This window comes from Stenotrophomonas testudinis, assembly GCF_024499815.1.
In the GTDB taxonomy this organism is placed as follows: Bacteria; Pseudomonadota; Gammaproteobacteria; order Xanthomonadales; family Xanthomonadaceae; genus Stenotrophomonas.
Genome location: NZ_JAMOKY010000002.1, coordinates 118571 through 133792, shown reverse-complemented (window position 1 = coordinate 133792; position 15222 = coordinate 118571). Strand labels below are relative to the sequence as shown.

The window sequence follows — 15222 nt, the reverse complement described above, 5'->3', positions numbered from 1 at the left end:
ACCGGCGCACAGTACGTCTTACATCACCCACTCACGCGAGTTCCTCCATGAAAACCATCACCCGCACCCTGGCCGCCGCCGCGCTGGCCCTGTCGGTCCAGGCCGGTCTGTCCGCCCAGGCTGCCGAACCGGCCACGCCGGCCGCCGTCACCAGCACCGTGCGCACCGCCAGCTACATCACCACCGCCGATGGCGTGCAGCTGTACTACAAGGACTGGGGCCCGAAGGACGGCCCGGTCGTCACCTTCAGCCACGGCTGGCCGCTGAACTCGGACAGCTGGGAATCGCAGATGATCTTCCTGGCCAACCACGGCTACCGGGTGATCGCGCACGACCGTCGGGGTCACGGCCGTTCCAGCCAGCCCTGGGATGGCAACGACATGGATCACTACGCCGACGACCTCGCCACGGTAATCGACACCCTCGACCTGCACGACGTGACCCTGGTCGGCTTCTCCACCGGTGGCGGCGAAGTGGCGCGCTACATCGGCCGCCATGGCACCGGCCGGGTCAAAAAAGCCGTGCTGATCAGCGCGGTGCCGCCCTTCATGCTGAAGACCGCCGACAACCCCAACGGCCTGCCGATCGAAGTGTTCGATGGCATCCGCAAGGCGCAGATGGATAACCGCGCGCAGCTGTACAAGGACATCCCGTCGGGCCCGTTCTACGGCTTCAACCGCCCGGGTGCGAAGGTCTCGCAGGGCCTGATCGACGCCTGGTGGGCGCAGGGCATGCAGGGCGGCCACAAGAACACTTACGACTCGATCGCCGCGTTCTCGGCCACCGACTTCCGCGCCGACCTGAAGAAGTTTGACGTGCCGACCCTGGTCATCCACGGTGATGACGACCAGATTGTGCCGATCGACATCTCCGGCCGCCAGTCGGCCAAGCTCATCAAGGGTGCGAAGCTGATCGTGTACCCGGGTGCGCCGCACGGCCTGACAGATACCCACAAGGACAAGGTCAACCAGGACCTGCTGACCTTCCTGCAGGAAAAGTAAGCGACAGGGGCCTCGGTTCTGCCGGGGCCCTGTCTGTCGTCAATCGGCCGCAACCCGCAGCGCCTCGATGACCAGCGCAAAAGCAGGAGAGTGCTGCTTCCTGCTCGGGTAGTACAGGTGGTAACCGGAGAAGGGCGGGCACCAGTCCTGCAACGTGCGGACCAGCCGCCCTTCCTGCAGGTGCGGCGCGAACTCTTCTTCGGGCAGGAAGGCGATGCCGAGGCCTTGCAGCGCTGCCAGAACGATGTGCGGCGAACTGTTGAAGGTCGCCTGCCCATCCACCCGCACATTCACCTGCCGGCCGCGTCGCTCGAACTCCCAGACGTACAGACCGCCGGTGGTGGGGAAGCGCATGTTGATGCAGTTGTGCGCAGTCAGGTCAGCCGGCACTTTCGGCGCCGGGTGCCGGCTGAAGTAGTCTGGCGTCGCTACCGCGGCCATGCGCAGCGGTGGCCCGATCGGCAGTGCGACCATGTCGCGGTCGATGCTCTCGCCCAGGCGGACCCCGGCATCGAAGCGATCGGCCACAATGTCACGCAGGCCGTAGTTCACGTCGAATTCGATGTTCACGTCCGGGTAGCGCTGCATCAGTGGCTGCAGCCGCGGCAGCAGCACTGTCCGCAGCACGTGGTCGCCGCAGGTGAGACGCACGGTGCCGGCGGGTTTCTCCCGCAGCTCGGTCAATGCATCCAGCTCGGCCTCGATTTCATCAAAACGATTTCCGATTGCCTCCAGCAGGCGCTCGCCAGCCGGCGTGGCCGAGACGCTGCGCGTGGTGCGGGTCAGTAGTCGGATCTGCAGCCGCTCTTCCAGCGCCTTGATGGCCTGGCTCAGCGCCGACTGGGAGACACCCAGCACGGCCCCCGCGCGGGTGAAGCTGCCTTCCCGGGCGACGGTGACGAAGGCAAGGAGATCGTTGAGGTTGCGTCTGGCCATAGGGCCAGTGTGGCATGACGGATTGATTAAGAGCGCTAATAGACCCTAAAAGGTTCCATTGGCTAATCAAGGCAATGGGGTCTGGTCAGAATGGTGACCACTCCCCATCCCAGGATGCACCGGCCATGACCCTCTCCGTCAAAGCCTACGGCGCCCACGCGGGCGATCGCCCCCTTGAAACCATCGACATCGCCCGCCGCGCGCCCGGCGCCGATGACGTCCAGATCGCCATCGTCTACTGCGGCATCTGCCACTCGGATCTGCACCAGGTCCGCGCCGAGTGGGCCGGCACCCTGTACCCTTGCGTGCCCGGGCACCAGATCGTCGGCCGCGTGGTCGCCGTGGGCGCCCAGGTGCAGGGCTTCAAAGCGGGCGATCTGGTCGGCGTCGGCTGCATCGTCGACAGCTGCCGGCATTGCCAGGACTGCGGCGATGGCCTGGAGAACTACTGCGACAACATGGTTGGCACCTACAACGGCGCCACCGCCGACGCGCCGGGCCATACCCTCGGTGGCTATTCGGAGCAGATCGTCGTGCACCAGCGCTACGTACTGCACGTCCGCCACCCGGAAGACCAGCTGGCCGCCGTCGCACCCCTGCTGTGCGCCGGCATCACCACTTGGTCACCGCTGAAGCACTGGAATGCCGGCCCGGGCAGCAAGGTCGGCATCGTGGGCATCGGCGGCCTGGGCCACATGGGTGTGAAGCTGGCCCATGCGCTGGGGGCACACGTGGTTGCGTTCACCACCTCGGAGAGCAAGCGCGACGCGGCCGTGGCGCTCGGTGCCGATGAAGTGGTCGTGTCTCGTTCGGCGGACGAAATGGCCGCGCACGCGAAATCGTTCGATCTGATCATCAATACCGTGGCGGCCCCGCACGATCTCGACGCCTACCTGGTCCTGCTCAAGCGCGATGGCGGCATGGTGCTGGTCGGTGCACCGGCAACGCCGCATCCGTCGCCGGCGGTGTTCAACCTCATCATGAAGCGCCGCACGCTGGCCGGGTCGATGATCGGCGGCATCGCTGAAACGCAGGAGATGCTTGATTTCTGCGCCGAGCACGGCGTAGTCGCCGACATCGAGTTGATCCGTGCCGATCAGATCAACGAGGCCTACGAACGCATGCTCAAGGGCGACGTGAAGTACCGCTTCGTGATGGACACCGCCACGCTTCCTGCCTGAAGAGACCCCGACCATGAAGCATTTCCTCCTCCTTGCCGGCCTGGTGGCCGGCTCGATGACGGCGTCCGCGCAGGACCTCTCCCGCGGCGCCGACAATTTCTACCGCAGCGAGCGCGTCACCTTGCAGAAGGTGACGTTCCGCAACCAGTACCAGATGAAGGTAGCCGGCAACCTGTTCCTGCCCAGGGACCGCACACCCGGGGTGAAGTACCCGGCCATCGTGGTCGGCCATCCGATGGGTGCAGTGAAGGAGCAAAGCTCCAATCTCTATGCGCAGAGGCTGGCCGAGCAAGGCTTTGTCACCCTGGCGATCGACCTTTCCTTCTGGGGCGAGAGCGAAGGGACACCGGGCCATATGGTCGCGCCGGAAATCTACGCCGATGACATCAGTGCCGCCGTGGATTTCCTGGCGATCCAGTCGACCGTTGATGCGCGCCGCATCGGCGCGCTCGGCATCTGCGGCAGCGGCAGCTTCGTGATCAGCGCGGCGAAGATCGATCCGCGCATCAAGGCCATCGCCACGGTCAGCATGTACGACATGGGCTCGGCAGCACGCAATGGCCTCAATGCATCGCAGAATCTGGCCGAGCGCAAGACGATGATCCAGTCCGCCATCGAACAGCGCCAGGCAGAATTCCACGGTGCCGCACCACGTTACGTGCCGGGCACGGTCACCGAACTCAGCGCGGAGACGCCGGACGTCCAGCGTGAGTTCTTCGATTTCTACCGCACCCCTCGGGGGGCCTATACCCCGGCTGGGCAGCAGGCGGACCAGACCACCATGCCGCTGTTCAGCAGCCTGGTGAAGTTCCTCAACTTCTATCCGTTCAACGATATCGAAACCATCGCGCCGCGCCCGATGCTGTTCATCAGCGGCGACCAGGCCCACTCACGTGAGTTCAGTGAAGACGCCTATCGTCGTGCAGGCGAGCCGAAGGAACTCTATTGGGTGAAAGGGGCAGGGCATGTGGACCTGTACGACCGCACCCAGCTGGTTCCCTTCAACCGACTGACCGCGTTCTTCCAGAAGGGATTGGTGGCACCGTGATGGCCGACGTCCACAACGCACCGGCACGCGCACATTGGGGTGGCGTCTTCGCGATGACCCTGTGCGTGTTTGCGCTGATCGCCTCGGAGTTCATGCCGGTCAGCCTGCTTACACCGCTGGCCGTCGACCTGCGGGTGAGCGAGGGCCTGGCGGGCTATGGCATCGCCATCTCCGGCGCGTTTGCCGTGCTCACCAGCCTGTCGATTGCGCGATTGGCAGGGCGGATGGACAGGCGAACGGTCCTGTTGCTGCTCACCGCGCTGATGGCGGTGTCCGGCGTGGTCGTGGCCACCGCGCACAGCTACTCGCTGTACATGGCCGGGCGGGCGCTCATCGGCGTGGTCGTCGGTGGGTTCTGGTCACTGTCGGCAGCGACCGCCATGCGCCTGGTTCCCCCCGCACAGGTCCCACGTGCCCTGGCCATCTTCAACGGCGGCAATGCGCTGGCCACGGTGGTCGCGGCTCCGTTGGGCAGCTATCTCGGCGGGATCATCGGCTGGCGCGGTGCGTTCCTGTGCCTGCTTCCGGTCGCGGCGCTGGCGTTCGCATGGCAGTGGGCAAGCCTGCCGCGCATGCCTGCACGCACCGCCGCCGCGCCAGGCAACGTGCTGGCACTGCTGCGGCGCCGGCAGGTGCGATGGGGCATGGCCGCCTGTGGTGCCTTCTTCATGGGCCAGTTCGCGCTGTTCACCTATGTCCGTCCATTCCTGGAAACCGTGACCCACGCGGGCACCACCGCGGTAACGATGGTTCTGTTGGCCATCGGGCTATCCGGTTTCATCGGCACCGTACTGGTCGGCCGCGCACTCACGTATGGGCTGTACCGCACGCTGATAGCCATTCCCATGCTGATGGCGGCCATCGCCGTGCTGCTCGTGCCGTTCGGCGCCCAGCTCTGGCCGGTCGCCGCACTGCTCACGGTGTGGGGGCTGTTCGCCACCGCCGCACCGGTGGGCTGGTGGAGCTGGCTGGCGGACACCTTCAAGGATGACGCCGAGGCCGGCGGTGGTCTGATGGTGGCGGTCGTGCAGTGCTCCATTGCCGTGGGGTCCACCCTTGGCGGCGCACTGTACGACCACGGTGGCCACGGCAGCACCTTCGCCGCCAGTGCGGGCGTACTGGGCGTGGCTGTCGTGCTGGCTTGGCGCACCGCGGCGGGTCAACGCCAGCTGCCGGCACAGGTAACCCGCAGTCAATCCGAGCCCGCCTGAACTTCTACGCCGAACCCTCCACGCAGGAGCCAACACCATGAATACTCCCATCCTCATGCTCGCCCTTGGCGCCACGGCGCTGCCTGCCGCGCATGCCGGCCAGCAGACCATCGCCCGCGCTGGCGAGCAGGCATCGCAGTCCGGCCCGGAGGCGTACTTCACCGGCCGCGTGCGGATCGATCCGGTCTGGCCGGCCGAGGGCGGCATTCCTGCATCCGGCGGCCTGGGCACCTTCGAGCCGGGCGCGCGCTCGGCCTGGCACACCCACCCGGCCGGGCAGAGGCTGGTGGTCAGCAGCGGGGTAGGGCTGGTGCAGGAGTGGGGTAGGGCTGGTGCAGGAGTGGGGCAAGCCGGTGCAGGTTATTCGTCCCGGGGACGTTGTCTGGTGCCCGCCGGGCGTAAAGCACTGGCACGGCGCCGCACTCGGTATCGCCATGACCCACTTGGCAGTGACCGGCACGATGGATGGCCGCAACGTGGCGTGGATGGAGAAGGTGGACGACGCCCAGTACAACGCCCACTAAAGCCAGCTCGTGGCTGCTGCTCGCCACACTCATCCTGGCGGGGCTGCCCGCCACCAACGCACGGGAGCCCTTGCCCATGAACACCTCATCCCATAACCAAATGCCGGCCCTTGCATCGCTGAGCCCCCGGCAGCAAGCGCTGGTTCCGATTGCAGCGTTCGCGGCCTCAGGCAACTTCGAGCGCCTGAAGCCGACGCTGGACGCGGGACTGGATGAGGGCCTCAGCATCAGCGAGGTGCGCGAGGTGCTGTTGCAGCTGTACGCCTACGCGGGCTTTCCCCGCAGCCTCAACGCACTGGGTCAGTTGATGGAGGTTGTGCAGGCACGCGCGGCGCGTGGCCTGCATGACGACGCCGGGCGCCAACCCAGCACACCTGCGCCGCAGGGCGAGGCCTTATTGAAGGTCGGGACGGACAACCAGACGCGGCTGGCTGGTGCCCCGGTGGCGGGTCCGCTATTTGATTTCGCGCCCGAGGCCAATACGTACCTGCGCACCCACCTGTTCGGCGACCTCTTCGCGCGCGACAACCTGGGTTGGCAGAGCCGCGAACTGGCAACGCTCGGCATGTTGTCCGTGATCGAGGGTACGGAGGCGCAGGTATTCGCCCATACCGGAATGAGCATGAACATCGGCGTGGAGCAGGGCGCACTTGCCGAGCTCGCGGACATACTGGAGGCCCGCGTGGATGGGGCGCCGGCGCAGCGGATCCGGCAGGCGCTGCAGCGGAAAATGCAGCCGTAGCGCCGACGTCGCAGACCGTGAGACCGTCCTCCGTATTCTCTGCGCCATGCTTGCGTCCTCCGCACATCAAGGCTTCCAGCGCGCACCCAACCCCTCTGGCTGGGTGCAGACCGGCGAGCGTTGGACGTTGTGGTGGAACGCGCGCGAAGTAGCCGCGGTCATTCCGGATGGACGGCCGGGCGTTCGCCTCTGGATGAAGGGGCAGAAGATGTGGCGGACCAAGGATGTGCGAGCTGCCAGCATCCGCCAGGGCAAACGCTTCGCAGAGCGCTGGTGTGCCGCGCGGTTGTACCCGGAGCTGCCGTTGCGCGAAGCGGTCGCCCGGCTCGTCCAAGCTGCCCCGCACGATCATGCGGCGCCGTTACCGCGCAAAGAGCGGCAGCAGGTCCGTCGTCTCGCCGACGCGGGCGGCCGCGATATTGCGCGCATCAAGGAAGCACTGGACGCGCGCCGGCCGCAGCAGGCGCACTGAGCGCTGTCGCCGCAGAGCGGAGCCCATGCATGAGCATGGGCTCCGCCGGCCGCTTTCACTTCGGCATCAATACACTGTCGACTACGTGCACCACGCCGTTGGACTGCATGACATCAGCGGTCGTCACCGAGGCCTTGCCACCCTTGGCATCGATCACCCAGACCTTGCCGTCCTGCAGCTTCACTGTCAGCGGCTCGCCCTGCACGGTCTTCAACGTGCTGGTGCCACCATGGCTGCGGGCGGCGGCGGTCAGCTGGGTCGAGGTGTAGGTGCCCGATACCACGTGGTAGGTCAGCAGCTTGGTCAGCTTGGCCTTGTTTTCAGGCTTCAGCAGCGTATCCACGGTACCGGCCGGAAGCTTGTCGAAGGCTTCGTTGGCGGGCGCGAACACGGTGAACGGGCCCTTGCCGCTCAGCGTATCAACCAGCCCGGCAGCCTTCACCGCAGCCACCAAGGTGCTGAGGTTCTTGGCCGTGGAGGCATTTTCCACGATGGTCTTGTTGGCATACATCGGTGCGCCGCCCACCATCGGGTTGTCGGCGGCAAACACTGCGGGTGCGGTACAGGCGACCGCGATGCCCGCGGCAATGGCAAGACGCTGGATCTGGCTACGCATGTTCGTTTCCTCACTGGACGAGGCCGTTCGGCCTCTTGATGAATGCAGGGGTGCCTGCGGATAACGCGCCAGTGGCAGCTTTTGCAGCGCGTTGTGCCTACCTCTACGTCCCATCGAGGCCGGTTGGATGCAGCGGATTTCAAGCGTCTTTTGAATGGTTCAACGACGTTGACGAGGCGTGATGAGGGGCAGGACGCATGAAGCGGGCCCGCGCCAGAAAATCGACACTATTTGGCCCGGGCGCGGGCTTTGCTACCCTCCGTCCGGGGCGCGACCACGCGCGCTCCGGATGCCAAAAGGATGCTTCGGTAGATGCCCAACAGAGCAGCGCGGAAATGGCAGGGCCTGCCGAAGTTCCAGGAGGCACCGCGCCGCAGGAAGATCGGCACCATTTTGAAGCTTGCCGGCGTCTCATGCATTCTCCTGGGCCTGGGTTGGACGGCGTGCTACCTCTACGTTGACCGCGCCGAGCTGGCCGCGCCCTTCCTCGGCGTGATGGCGGTCGGCGTTCTCGCCCTGGCCCGCAGCCGGCGCGCCGATGCCACGTCTTTGCTGATCGTCGCCCATGGCGTATTCCTGTCCGTGGTGGGCGTGGCGGTGATTGATGCCCCGATCGCCTGGGTGCCGCGCTCTGGGCATCTGTTCATGCTGCCGCTCGCGGCGGGCGCTGCCTTCACCTTCGATGCGCGCGAGCGTTACGGCTCGCTGGTGTTCCCGCTGGTCTGCCTGGCGACGTTTGCGTCATTCGCCATCGGCGCGCTGGATTTCCTGGCCCCCGGCACGTCGCCGCCCATTGAAGTCCGCGTGTGGGGCGCGCGCTCCAATACGGTCATATCGATGACCCTACTGGCCGCGATCTTCGCGATCTACCGCAAGGACATCGGCAACCGGCTGCGCCTGGAGCGCGAGCTGGGTCGCTCAGTGCGCAATGGCGAGATCGAAGTGCACTACCAGCCGCAGGTGCGCGGTAATGGTGTGGTGACTGGCGTGGAAGCGCTGGTTCGCTGGCGGCGTCCTTCCGGCGAACTGCTGCCGCCGGGTGCCTTCATTGCGCAGGCCGAGGAAAGCGGCGCGATCCGTGACATCGGACTTGAGGTGCTGCGGCAGGCCTGCGAGCTGCTGGTGCAGTGGGCCAGCCAAGCCGAGACCCGCAACCTGCGGGTGGCGGTCAACATCAGCCCCATCCAGTTGCTGGACGACGGCTTCGTATCAGCGATCAGCGCCGTCATCCGCGATGCGGGGGTGAATCCGGCGTTGGTCGAGCTGGAACTGACCGAGTCGGCGCTGTCGGCGGAGACCGCTGAGACGATCGAGAAGATGAAGGGGCTGGAAGCACTGGGCGTGACCTGGGCGCTGGACGACTTTGGCACCGGTTTCTCCGGCCTGTCCACGCTGCGCACGTTACCGGTACGCAAGTTGAAGATCGACCGCAACTTCGTTGACGAGGCCACCACCCAGGAGCGCGCGCAGCACCTGCTGGGCAAGATCGTGGAGATTTCCCAGGTGATGGGCATGAGCGCGCTGGCCGAAGGCGTGGAAACCGCGGCGCAACGCGACCTGCTGATGGGTCTGGGCTGTGATCACTTCCAGGGCTATCTGTTTGCCAAGCCTATGCCGAAGGCGGAACTTGTCAGCTGGCTGAGAGGCCACTGCCTGGTGGTGCCCCGCAGCGCTGGCTAGAGCCCTCAGCTTCAGCAGGTGAGATAGTCCGCGTCCGCTTTGAGGCCGCAGAGCAGCGCATCCTGGCGCCCGAACCGAAGTCCTGACGGAGCCATTGCGCCTGCCGCTCACGCGCCCCAGCGGTCTCCATTGGCCGCTGGGGTGTCGGCCGGATGATCCCCCGGGACTGTCGGACCTCGGGCTGTAACGCAAAGCACGGGTAGTCGCTGGCGCCAGATGTTCCCGGCCCAGCCACCGCATGCCGCAAGGTCAGCCGCCACGGCGCCAGCTTTCCCAGGCGCCCGAGACTGACCATACTGGTCCGCATGAACCCATTCCGCCGTATCCAGGCCTCTCTGGCCGGCCACCTGCGCAGCGAGGCCTGGCGTCGCCGCGCCGCGCTGTGGATCGGCGCCGTGGCCGTCGCGCTCGTCGCGATTCTGTTCGCCAAGGCCAGCGACGCTGCGTTCGGCCTGTTCCAGCGCGCCATCGACCACTCGCCGTGGTGGGCGCTGCTGCTCACACCCGGTATCTTCGCCTTGCTCGCCTGGCTGACCAGCGGCGCCCTGCGCCCGACCCGGGGCAGCGGCATTCCCCAGGTCATCGCCGCGCTGGAAAAACCCGATGAGACCTTCCGGCAGGTCAATCTCTCGCCCGGGGTGTCCGCCGGCAAACTCCTGTTGACCTCGCTCTCGCTGCTCGGTGGCGCATCGGTCGGCCGCGAGGGCCCCACTGTCCACGTTGGCGCCAGCCTGATGTACCTGTTCGGCCGCTGGTTCGGCTTCAAGGATCCCAAAGAGCTGTCGCACTTCCTGCTCGCCGGCGGTGCGGCCGGCATCGCGGCGGCCTTCAACACGCCCCTGGCGGGTATCGTGTTCGCCATTGAAGAGTTGAGCGGGCGCTTCGAGCATCGGTTCTCGGGCACGCTGTTGACCGCGGTCATCGTGGGCGGCGTGGTCTCGCTGGGCCTGCTCGGCAACTACACCTACTTCGGCCACGTGGCTGCACGCATGCCGTTAGGCCAGGCCTGGTTGGCCATCCTGCTGTGCGGGGTGGTGGCGGGCCTGTTGGGCGGGGTGTTCGCGCGCATGGTGCTGGCCAGCGTGGCCGGCCGACCGCGCTGGCTGGGCACGCTGCGGCAGCGGCACCCGGTGCTGCTCGCCGCAGCGTGCGGCCTGGTGGTGGTCGGCTTGGCCGCCGCATTCGGCGATGGTGCGTATGGAACCGGGTATGAGCAGGCACGCAGCCTGGTGCAGGGCCATGCTGAGGTCGGCCACGAATTCGGCCTGATGAAACTGCTTGCCAATCTGGCCTCGTACATCGCGGGCATTCCCGGCGGCTTGTTCTCGCCGGCGCTGGCCGTGGGCGCGGGCATCGGCCACAACCTGGCTGCGCTGATGCCCGCCGTCGATCCGCGCGCCTTCGTGCTGCTGGGCATGTGCGCCTACCTTACCGGCGTGACCCAGGCGCCGCTGACGTCGGCGGTCATCTCGCTTGAGCTGACCGACAGCGGTGACCTGCTGCTGCCGATCCTGGCCACAGTGCTGATCGCCCGCGCCGTGTCCGGTCTGGTCTGCCCCGTGCCGATCTATCGCGGCCTGGCCGAGCAGCTGCTTCCCAACGCAGCCCGGTAGTGCCCGCCGCTGGCTGGGGCAAACCATCAGAACCCGCCCGCCAGAAGCATGAGAATGCGCTGTTTGTTCAATCCAGCCTTGGGGTGGAGAGCGAAACTACAACGCCGCACGGACCGCTTCCATGGACTGGTTGCGCTGAAGCGGCAGCGGGCCGCCATGGTCCCGTCCGCGTTGGCCCCCCGCTTCACTGTGGTCCTGGATTGAGGGCTGATGGGCTCATTTTGATCGGGATGATCTCCGGGTCAGGTTTGGGCGTAGCGTCAGCAGCTCTGCGCGGCTTCCACTCACACCGAAGACCACCATGAAAATACTGGCTGCACTGCTGCTGTTTCCGGCACTTCTGTTCTCCGGCTCGATCACAGCCGCACCAGCACCCACGCAGGGCGTGCGTGCGGAGCAGCTCGACGCGTTTCTCGACCCTGTGGAAGACAGCAGCGTCGATCTGCCTCTGCCGGTCGAGGATCAACCCAGCAACTGACGCAGAAGCAGCGCGCCGCCGACAGGGTTCCCGGCGTCATCCAACGAACCGCCCAAGCTACCCCAAGGCGCGACGAACAAGCGGTCCAGCACAGTGTTCGTCTGCATCAGGCAACTCATGTCCCATGCCGGAAATCGCCGGGCCTCGACCACGGTGTCACCCAGCATATGCAGCCGTACATGGTCACTGCTGGCCCTGATGCGGCCGATGGCACCCTCGATGCCATCCGCAGGCCCTTCGATGTACTGCAGGAAGCGCGACCCATCGAACAGCATTGCGCCGGTGACGCCGGCCATCCGGTTGAAGCGCTGGGCACCCTGTACGATGCGTTCAAGGCGGGGGGCATCAATGCCCGGCACAGCGAAGCTTCGATAGGCAACAGCACGCAGCATGGATCAGTCCGGTCAGGTTCTGAAGATAATGTACGCCTTCCCGTCAGGCCGTGCTTGATCATTTCCGCCCAATGGCTCGGCCGTGCGCCATGTGGTTTCACATGGGGATCAACGCTGCAGCACACCACGTTCTCCCCACGACAGGGATGCTTTGGCAGACATCACGGCTGGAAAGACCATGTGCGAGCGAGAGAATCACTACAGCTGCGGCGCAGCCGGCGAGACAGGCCGGTTTCGACTGGAGCGGGTTGAACGCGGTGAGAATGACCGCGGAACGGGGCCAAGCATCGTGAAGGTGCACGCGCACTGCCATACCTGCGACAGCGACTTCGTCGCGTGCGAGCCGGTCGGACTGACCGCGATTTCAGGCGGCGCCGTGCTCAGCTGCACGCATTGCAGCAACCGCCAGGCCATAGGCCAGGGCGTATTTGACAGCCTGCGAACCTCTGGACGCCCATAGACAGCCTGGAAATAGAACCCCAAGCCCCCGATTCTGAAAGCTTCAGCACGCGGCTCGCATTGCAAATCCGCGTGATGTCGTCGCCACATGGTCTCTACAGCAGGACCGGGATGCTCCCGACTCCCCGGCTGCAAACCCGCAGCCGGAACACAGAGCCTCCCCCATGCGCGACCAGGTCAGATCCACCCGTTACGCCACCCCGTCCCGCGTCCGCGAAGGGCGTCCGTTTCCCCAGGGCGCTTCCTTCGATGGCCAGGGAACCAACTTCGCGCTGTTCAGCGCACACGCCACCAAGGTCGAACTGTGCCTGTTCGATGACGACGGCAACGAACAGCGCATCGAGCTGCCCGAGTACACCAACGAAATCTGGCACGGCTATCTTCCCGAGGTGAAGCCCGGCCAACGCTACGGCTACCGGGTGCATGGGCCTTACGCCCCGGCTGAAGGCCACCGTTTCAATCACCACAAGCTGCTGCTCGATCCCTACGCACGCGAAATCGATGGCGACCTGACCTGGGCAGATGAGCTCTACGGCTACACCATTGGTCACCCCGACGGCGACCTGAGCTTTGATGAACGTGACAGCGCACCATTCATGCCCAAGGCTGTGGTGGTGGAAGATTCTTATGACTGGGAAGGGGACGAGCACCTGCTCACGCCCTGGAACCGCACGGTCGTCTACGAGACCCACGTGCGCGGTTACACCCAGCGCCATCCCGAGGTAGCCGAGGACGTGCGTGGAACCTGTGCCGGCCTCGCCCAGCCTGCCGTACTGGATTACATCCGCAGCCTGGGAGTGACCGCCGTGGAGCTGCTCCCCATGCACGCCTATCTGGACGACCACCATCTGCTGGAAAAGGGCCTGCGTAATTACTGGGGCTACAACACGCTGGCCTTCTTCGCGCCCAAGCGTCGTTACCTGGCCAGCGGCCACCGCGACGAATTCCGCGACATGGTCAAGGCCATGCACGGGAAAGGTCTCGAGGTCTTCATGGACGTGGTCTACAACCATACCGCCGAAGGCAATGAGCTCGGGCCGACGCTGTCGTTCAAGGGCATCGACAATGCCACCTACTATCGCCTGGCCGAAGACAAGCGGTACTACATCAACGATACCGGCACCGGTAACACCTTCAACCTGAGCAACCTGCAGGCCATTCGCTTCGTCTGCGATTCCCTGCGTTACTGGGCGCAGGAAATGCACGTCGACGGCTTCCGCTTCGACCTGGCAACCATCCTGGGGCGGGAGCCAATGGGATTCGACCAGCGCGGCGGCTTCCTCGATGCGGTTGGCCAGGACCCCCTGCTCAGCCAGGTGAAGCTGATTGCCGAGCCCTGGGACTGCGGCCCCGGCGGCTACCAGGTCGGGCACTTCCCGCCGGGCTGGGCAGAGTGGAATGACAAGTTCCGCGACACCGCGCGCAGCTTCTGGAAGGGCGACGAAGGCAAGCTGGCCGAGTTCGCCACGCGACTGACTGGCTCGGCAGACCTGTTCGATCGGCGCGGCCGCCGCCCGTGGGCATCGGTCAACTTCATCACCGCGCACGATGGGTTCACGCTCAACGACCTGGTCAGCTACAACGAAAAGCACAACGACGCCAACGGCGAAGACAATCGTGATGGCTCCAGCAACGATTCGTCCTGCAATCATGGCGCCGAGGGGCCGACCGACGATGCAGGGATCAACGCGCTGCGCGAACAACAGATGCGCAACTTGCTGGCCACACTGCTGCTTTCGCAGGGCACGCCGATGATGCTTGCCGGCGACGAGCGCGCGCAGACGCAGGGCGGCAACAACAACACCTATTGCCAAGACAACGAAACGGCCTGGATCGATTGGGAACGCGACACCACCGAGGGCCGACTGGCCCAGTTCGTCCGCGATCTGCTGGCCCTGCGCCAAAGGCATCCGATCCTGACCCGCGGCCGCTTCCTCAACGGTCAATACAACGAACAGGCCGATGTGCGCGACCTGACCTGGCTCAATCCCGCAGGCCGGGAGATGACCGATGAGGACTGGAATGACGCGGGTGCGCGCTCGGTCGGGCTGCTGCTGGAGGGCAGGGCACAGGTATCAGGCGTGCGCGAGCATGCCAGCGATGCGAGCCTGCTGGTGGTGATCAACGCCTATCACGAAGGGGTCGATTTCGCCCTTCCGGACGACGAGGGCGCCTCGCTCGCCTGGTCGATGCTGTTGACCACGGATGCAGCCCTCGCGAGCGAACAGGAACTGCAGGGTGCCGGCCACTTCCTGGCCCCACCGCGCAGCCTCACCGTGTTCCGGTGCGGGACCGTGTCTGCAGGCTGAGCCATATACAGAAGCCCCGCTTTCGCGGGGCTTCTGTTGTTTAGGCAATATCCCACTTGTGCGCGGACGCGGGCTTCTGCTTGTAGATCCCGCCCACGAAGTCCACATGCAGCTCCATCCAGTCGCCATTGATCTGGCGGGCCAGCACCTCAAAGTGCTTGGGGTGACGCTGCGGCTCGCCTGCGGGTGTCCATCCCGCCCGCTTCACGGCATCCAGCGCGACGGCGGGGTCTATCTGCACGTGCTTCCCGGCATGGTGGCCTGGCCCGTGGTGCGGCTTCTTGTGCTCGATCTCCACCCGCTTGCCACCTTTACGGGCGATGCTGAGCACCTTGATCTCCGAAGGGCGACGTTCGCCTTCCAGAGTGACGGCCAGGCCGGGCGCGATGGTGAAGGCGTCGGCGCCCTTGGGCCCTAGATCCGCCAGGTAAGGCCGGCCATCTGCCAGCAGGGTGAAACGGTGGGCGAACACGTGTTCAACAACGCCGGACAAGGCGATTTTTTCGTGGTGCGGCATGTATTTCTCCTGAGGGCGCCCATGCTCGGGCGCAGGAATCAGG

Annotated in this window: 14 protein-coding genes and 1 pseudogene; 11 read left to right on the top strand and 4 right to left on the bottom strand. The window is 65.6% G+C overall.

From position 1 onward, the window contains the following. Positions 1-47 precede the first annotated feature (47 nt). A complete protein-coding gene (locus tag NQ204_RS01980) occupies positions 48-1001 on the top strand; it encodes an alpha/beta fold hydrolase (protein WP_256642926.1) in 954 nt (317 codons plus the stop codon). Between the two features lie 39 nt (positions 1002-1040). Here NQ204_RS01980 and NQ204_RS01975 read toward each other — a convergent pair whose 3' ends face one another. Then, positions 1041-1937 carry a LysR family transcriptional regulator gene (locus tag NQ204_RS01975; protein WP_116862325.1) on the bottom strand — a complete coding sequence of 299 codons (897 nt, stop codon included), beginning with the start codon at positions 1935-1937 and terminating at the stop codon, positions 1041-1043. Positions 1938-2062: 125 nt separating this feature from the next. Between NQ204_RS01975 and NQ204_RS01970 the strand changes: the two genes are divergently transcribed. The 6 genes and pseudogenes from NQ204_RS01970 (at position 2063) to NQ204_RS01945 (ending at position 7115) form a co-directional block, all read left to right on the top strand. Further along, positions 2063-3118, top strand: a complete 1056-nt coding sequence (locus tag NQ204_RS01970; protein WP_256642925.1) for an NAD(P)-dependent alcohol dehydrogenase — start codon at positions 2063-2065, stop codon at positions 3116-3118. Positions 3119-3131: 13 nt separating this feature from the next. Then, entirely contained in the window at positions 3132-4166 is a 1035-nt protein-coding gene (locus tag NQ204_RS01965) for an alpha/beta hydrolase (RefSeq protein WP_256642924.1), read from the top strand. Beyond that, positions 4166-5377 (top strand): MFS transporter, encoded by a 1212-nt coding sequence (locus tag NQ204_RS01960; RefSeq protein WP_256642923.1) that lies wholly within the window; start codon positions 4166-4168, stop codon positions 5375-5377. Before NQ204_RS01965 ends, NQ204_RS01960 begins: the two co-directional genes overlap by 1 nt. 37 nt (positions 5378-5414) lie before the next feature. After that, positions 5415-5901 (top strand): annotated as a pseudogene (locus tag NQ204_RS01955) ((R)-mandelonitrile lyase). A gap of 76 nt (positions 5902-5977) precedes the next feature. Then, positions 5978-6643 carry a carboxymuconolactone decarboxylase family protein gene (locus NQ204_RS01950; RefSeq protein WP_256642922.1) on the top strand — a complete coding sequence of 222 codons (666 nt, stop codon included), beginning with the start codon at positions 5978-5980 and terminating at the stop codon, positions 6641-6643. 46 nt (positions 6644-6689) lie between these two features. Then, on the top strand, positions 6690-7115 hold the full coding sequence (locus NQ204_RS01945) for a hypothetical protein (protein ID WP_256642921.1): 426 nt from the start codon (positions 6690-6692) through the stop codon (positions 7113-7115). Between the two features lie 55 nt (positions 7116-7170). On the opposite strand, the gene NQ204_RS01940 is transcribed toward NQ204_RS01945, so the two are convergent. Next, the gene (locus NQ204_RS01940) at positions 7171-7731 is read right to left on the bottom strand and encodes a fasciclin domain-containing protein (protein WP_256642920.1); all 561 of its coding nucleotides are present in this window, start codon (positions 7729-7731) and stop codon (positions 7171-7173) included. 312 nt (positions 7732-8043) lie between these two features. Here NQ204_RS01940 and NQ204_RS01935 point away from each other — a divergent pair, with 312 nt between their 5' ends. The 3 genes from NQ204_RS01935 to NQ204_RS01925 all read left to right on the top strand — a co-directional run bounded on the left by NQ204_RS01935 (position 8044) and on the right by NQ204_RS01925 (position 11502). After that, positions 8044-9411, top strand: a complete 1368-nt coding sequence (locus NQ204_RS01935) for a putative bifunctional diguanylate cyclase/phosphodiesterase (RefSeq protein ID WP_256642919.1) — start codon at positions 8044-8046, stop codon at positions 9409-9411. 305 nt (positions 9412-9716) lie between these two features. Beyond that, positions 9717-11024, top strand: coding sequence for a chloride channel protein (locus NQ204_RS01930; protein WP_116862316.1), 1308 nt, complete (start codon positions 9717-9719; stop codon positions 11022-11024). Between the two features lie 301 nt (positions 11025-11325). Beyond that, positions 11326-11502, top strand: a complete 177-nt coding sequence (locus NQ204_RS01925; RefSeq protein WP_165835650.1) for a hypothetical protein — start codon at positions 11326-11328, stop codon at positions 11500-11502. Here the strand turns inward: NQ204_RS01925 and NQ204_RS01920 are convergent. Next, the gene (locus NQ204_RS01920; RefSeq protein WP_116862315.1) at positions 11487-11894 is read right to left on the bottom strand and encodes a BLUF domain-containing protein; all 408 of its coding nucleotides are present in this window, start codon (positions 11892-11894) and stop codon (positions 11487-11489) included. The two genes, NQ204_RS01925 and NQ204_RS01920, sit on opposite strands and share 16 nt — an antisense overlap. A 623-nt stretch (positions 11895-12517) precedes the next feature. Between NQ204_RS01920 and glgX the strand changes: the two genes are divergently transcribed. Beyond that, positions 12518-14662, top strand: coding sequence for a glycogen debranching protein GlgX (glgX, locus tag NQ204_RS01915; RefSeq protein WP_256642918.1), 2145 nt, complete (start codon positions 12518-12520; stop codon positions 14660-14662). Positions 14663-14702: 40 nt separating this feature from the next. Here glgX and NQ204_RS01910 read toward each other — a convergent pair whose 3' ends face one another. Beyond that, a complete protein-coding gene (locus NQ204_RS01910) occupies positions 14703-15179 on the bottom strand; it encodes a hypothetical protein (RefSeq protein WP_256642917.1) in 477 nt (158 codons plus the stop codon). Positions 15180-15222 lie beyond the last annotated feature (43 nt).

What these genes read in the sequence shown, in the direction of transcription:
- NQ204_RS01980 (WP_256642926.1), top strand. Translation starts at nt 48, where the DNA reads ATGAAAACCATCACCCGCACCCTGGCCGCCGCCGCGCTGGCCCTGTCG.
- NQ204_RS01930 (WP_116862316.1), top strand. Translation starts at nt 9,717, where the DNA reads ATGAACCCATTCCGCCGTATCCAGGCCTCTCTGGCCGGCCACCTGCGC.
- NQ204_RS01945 (WP_256642921.1), top strand. Translation starts at nt 6,690, where the DNA reads ATGCTTGCGTCCTCCGCACATCAAGGCTTCCAGCGCGCACCCAACCCC.
- NQ204_RS01940 (WP_256642920.1), bottom strand. Translation starts at nt 7,731, where the DNA reads ATGCGTAGCCAGATCCAGCGTCTTGCCATTGCCGCGGGCATCGCGGTC.
- NQ204_RS01920 (WP_116862315.1), bottom strand. Translation starts at nt 11,894, where the DNA reads ATGCTGCGTGCTGTTGCCTATCGAAGCTTCGCTGTGCCGGGCATTGAT.
- glgX (WP_256642918.1), top strand. Translation starts at nt 12,518, where the DNA reads ATGCGCGACCAGGTCAGATCCACCCGTTACGCCACCCCGTCCCGCGTC.
- NQ204_RS01960 (WP_256642923.1), top strand. Translation starts at nt 4,166, where the DNA reads ATGGCCGACGTCCACAACGCACCGGCACGCGCACATTGGGGTGGCGTC.
- NQ204_RS01965 (WP_256642924.1), top strand. Translation starts at nt 3,132, where the DNA reads ATGAAGCATTTCCTCCTCCTTGCCGGCCTGGTGGCCGGCTCGATGACG.
- NQ204_RS01910 (WP_256642917.1), bottom strand. Translation starts at nt 15,179, where the DNA reads ATGCCGCACCACGAAAAAATCGCCTTGTCCGGCGTTGTTGAACACGTG.
- NQ204_RS01925 (WP_165835650.1), top strand. Translation starts at nt 11,326, where the DNA reads ATGAAAATACTGGCTGCACTGCTGCTGTTTCCGGCACTTCTGTTCTCC.
- NQ204_RS01970 (WP_256642925.1), top strand. Translation starts at nt 2,063, where the DNA reads ATGACCCTCTCCGTCAAAGCCTACGGCGCCCACGCGGGCGATCGCCCC.
- NQ204_RS01975 (WP_116862325.1), bottom strand. Translation starts at nt 1,937, where the DNA reads ATGGCCAGACGCAACCTCAACGATCTCCTTGCCTTCGTCACCGTCGCC.
- NQ204_RS01950 (WP_256642922.1), top strand. Translation starts at nt 5,978, where the DNA reads ATGAACACCTCATCCCATAACCAAATGCCGGCCCTTGCATCGCTGAGC.
- NQ204_RS01935 (WP_256642919.1), top strand. Translation starts at nt 8,044, where the DNA reads ATGCCCAACAGAGCAGCGCGGAAATGGCAGGGCCTGCCGAAGTTCCAG.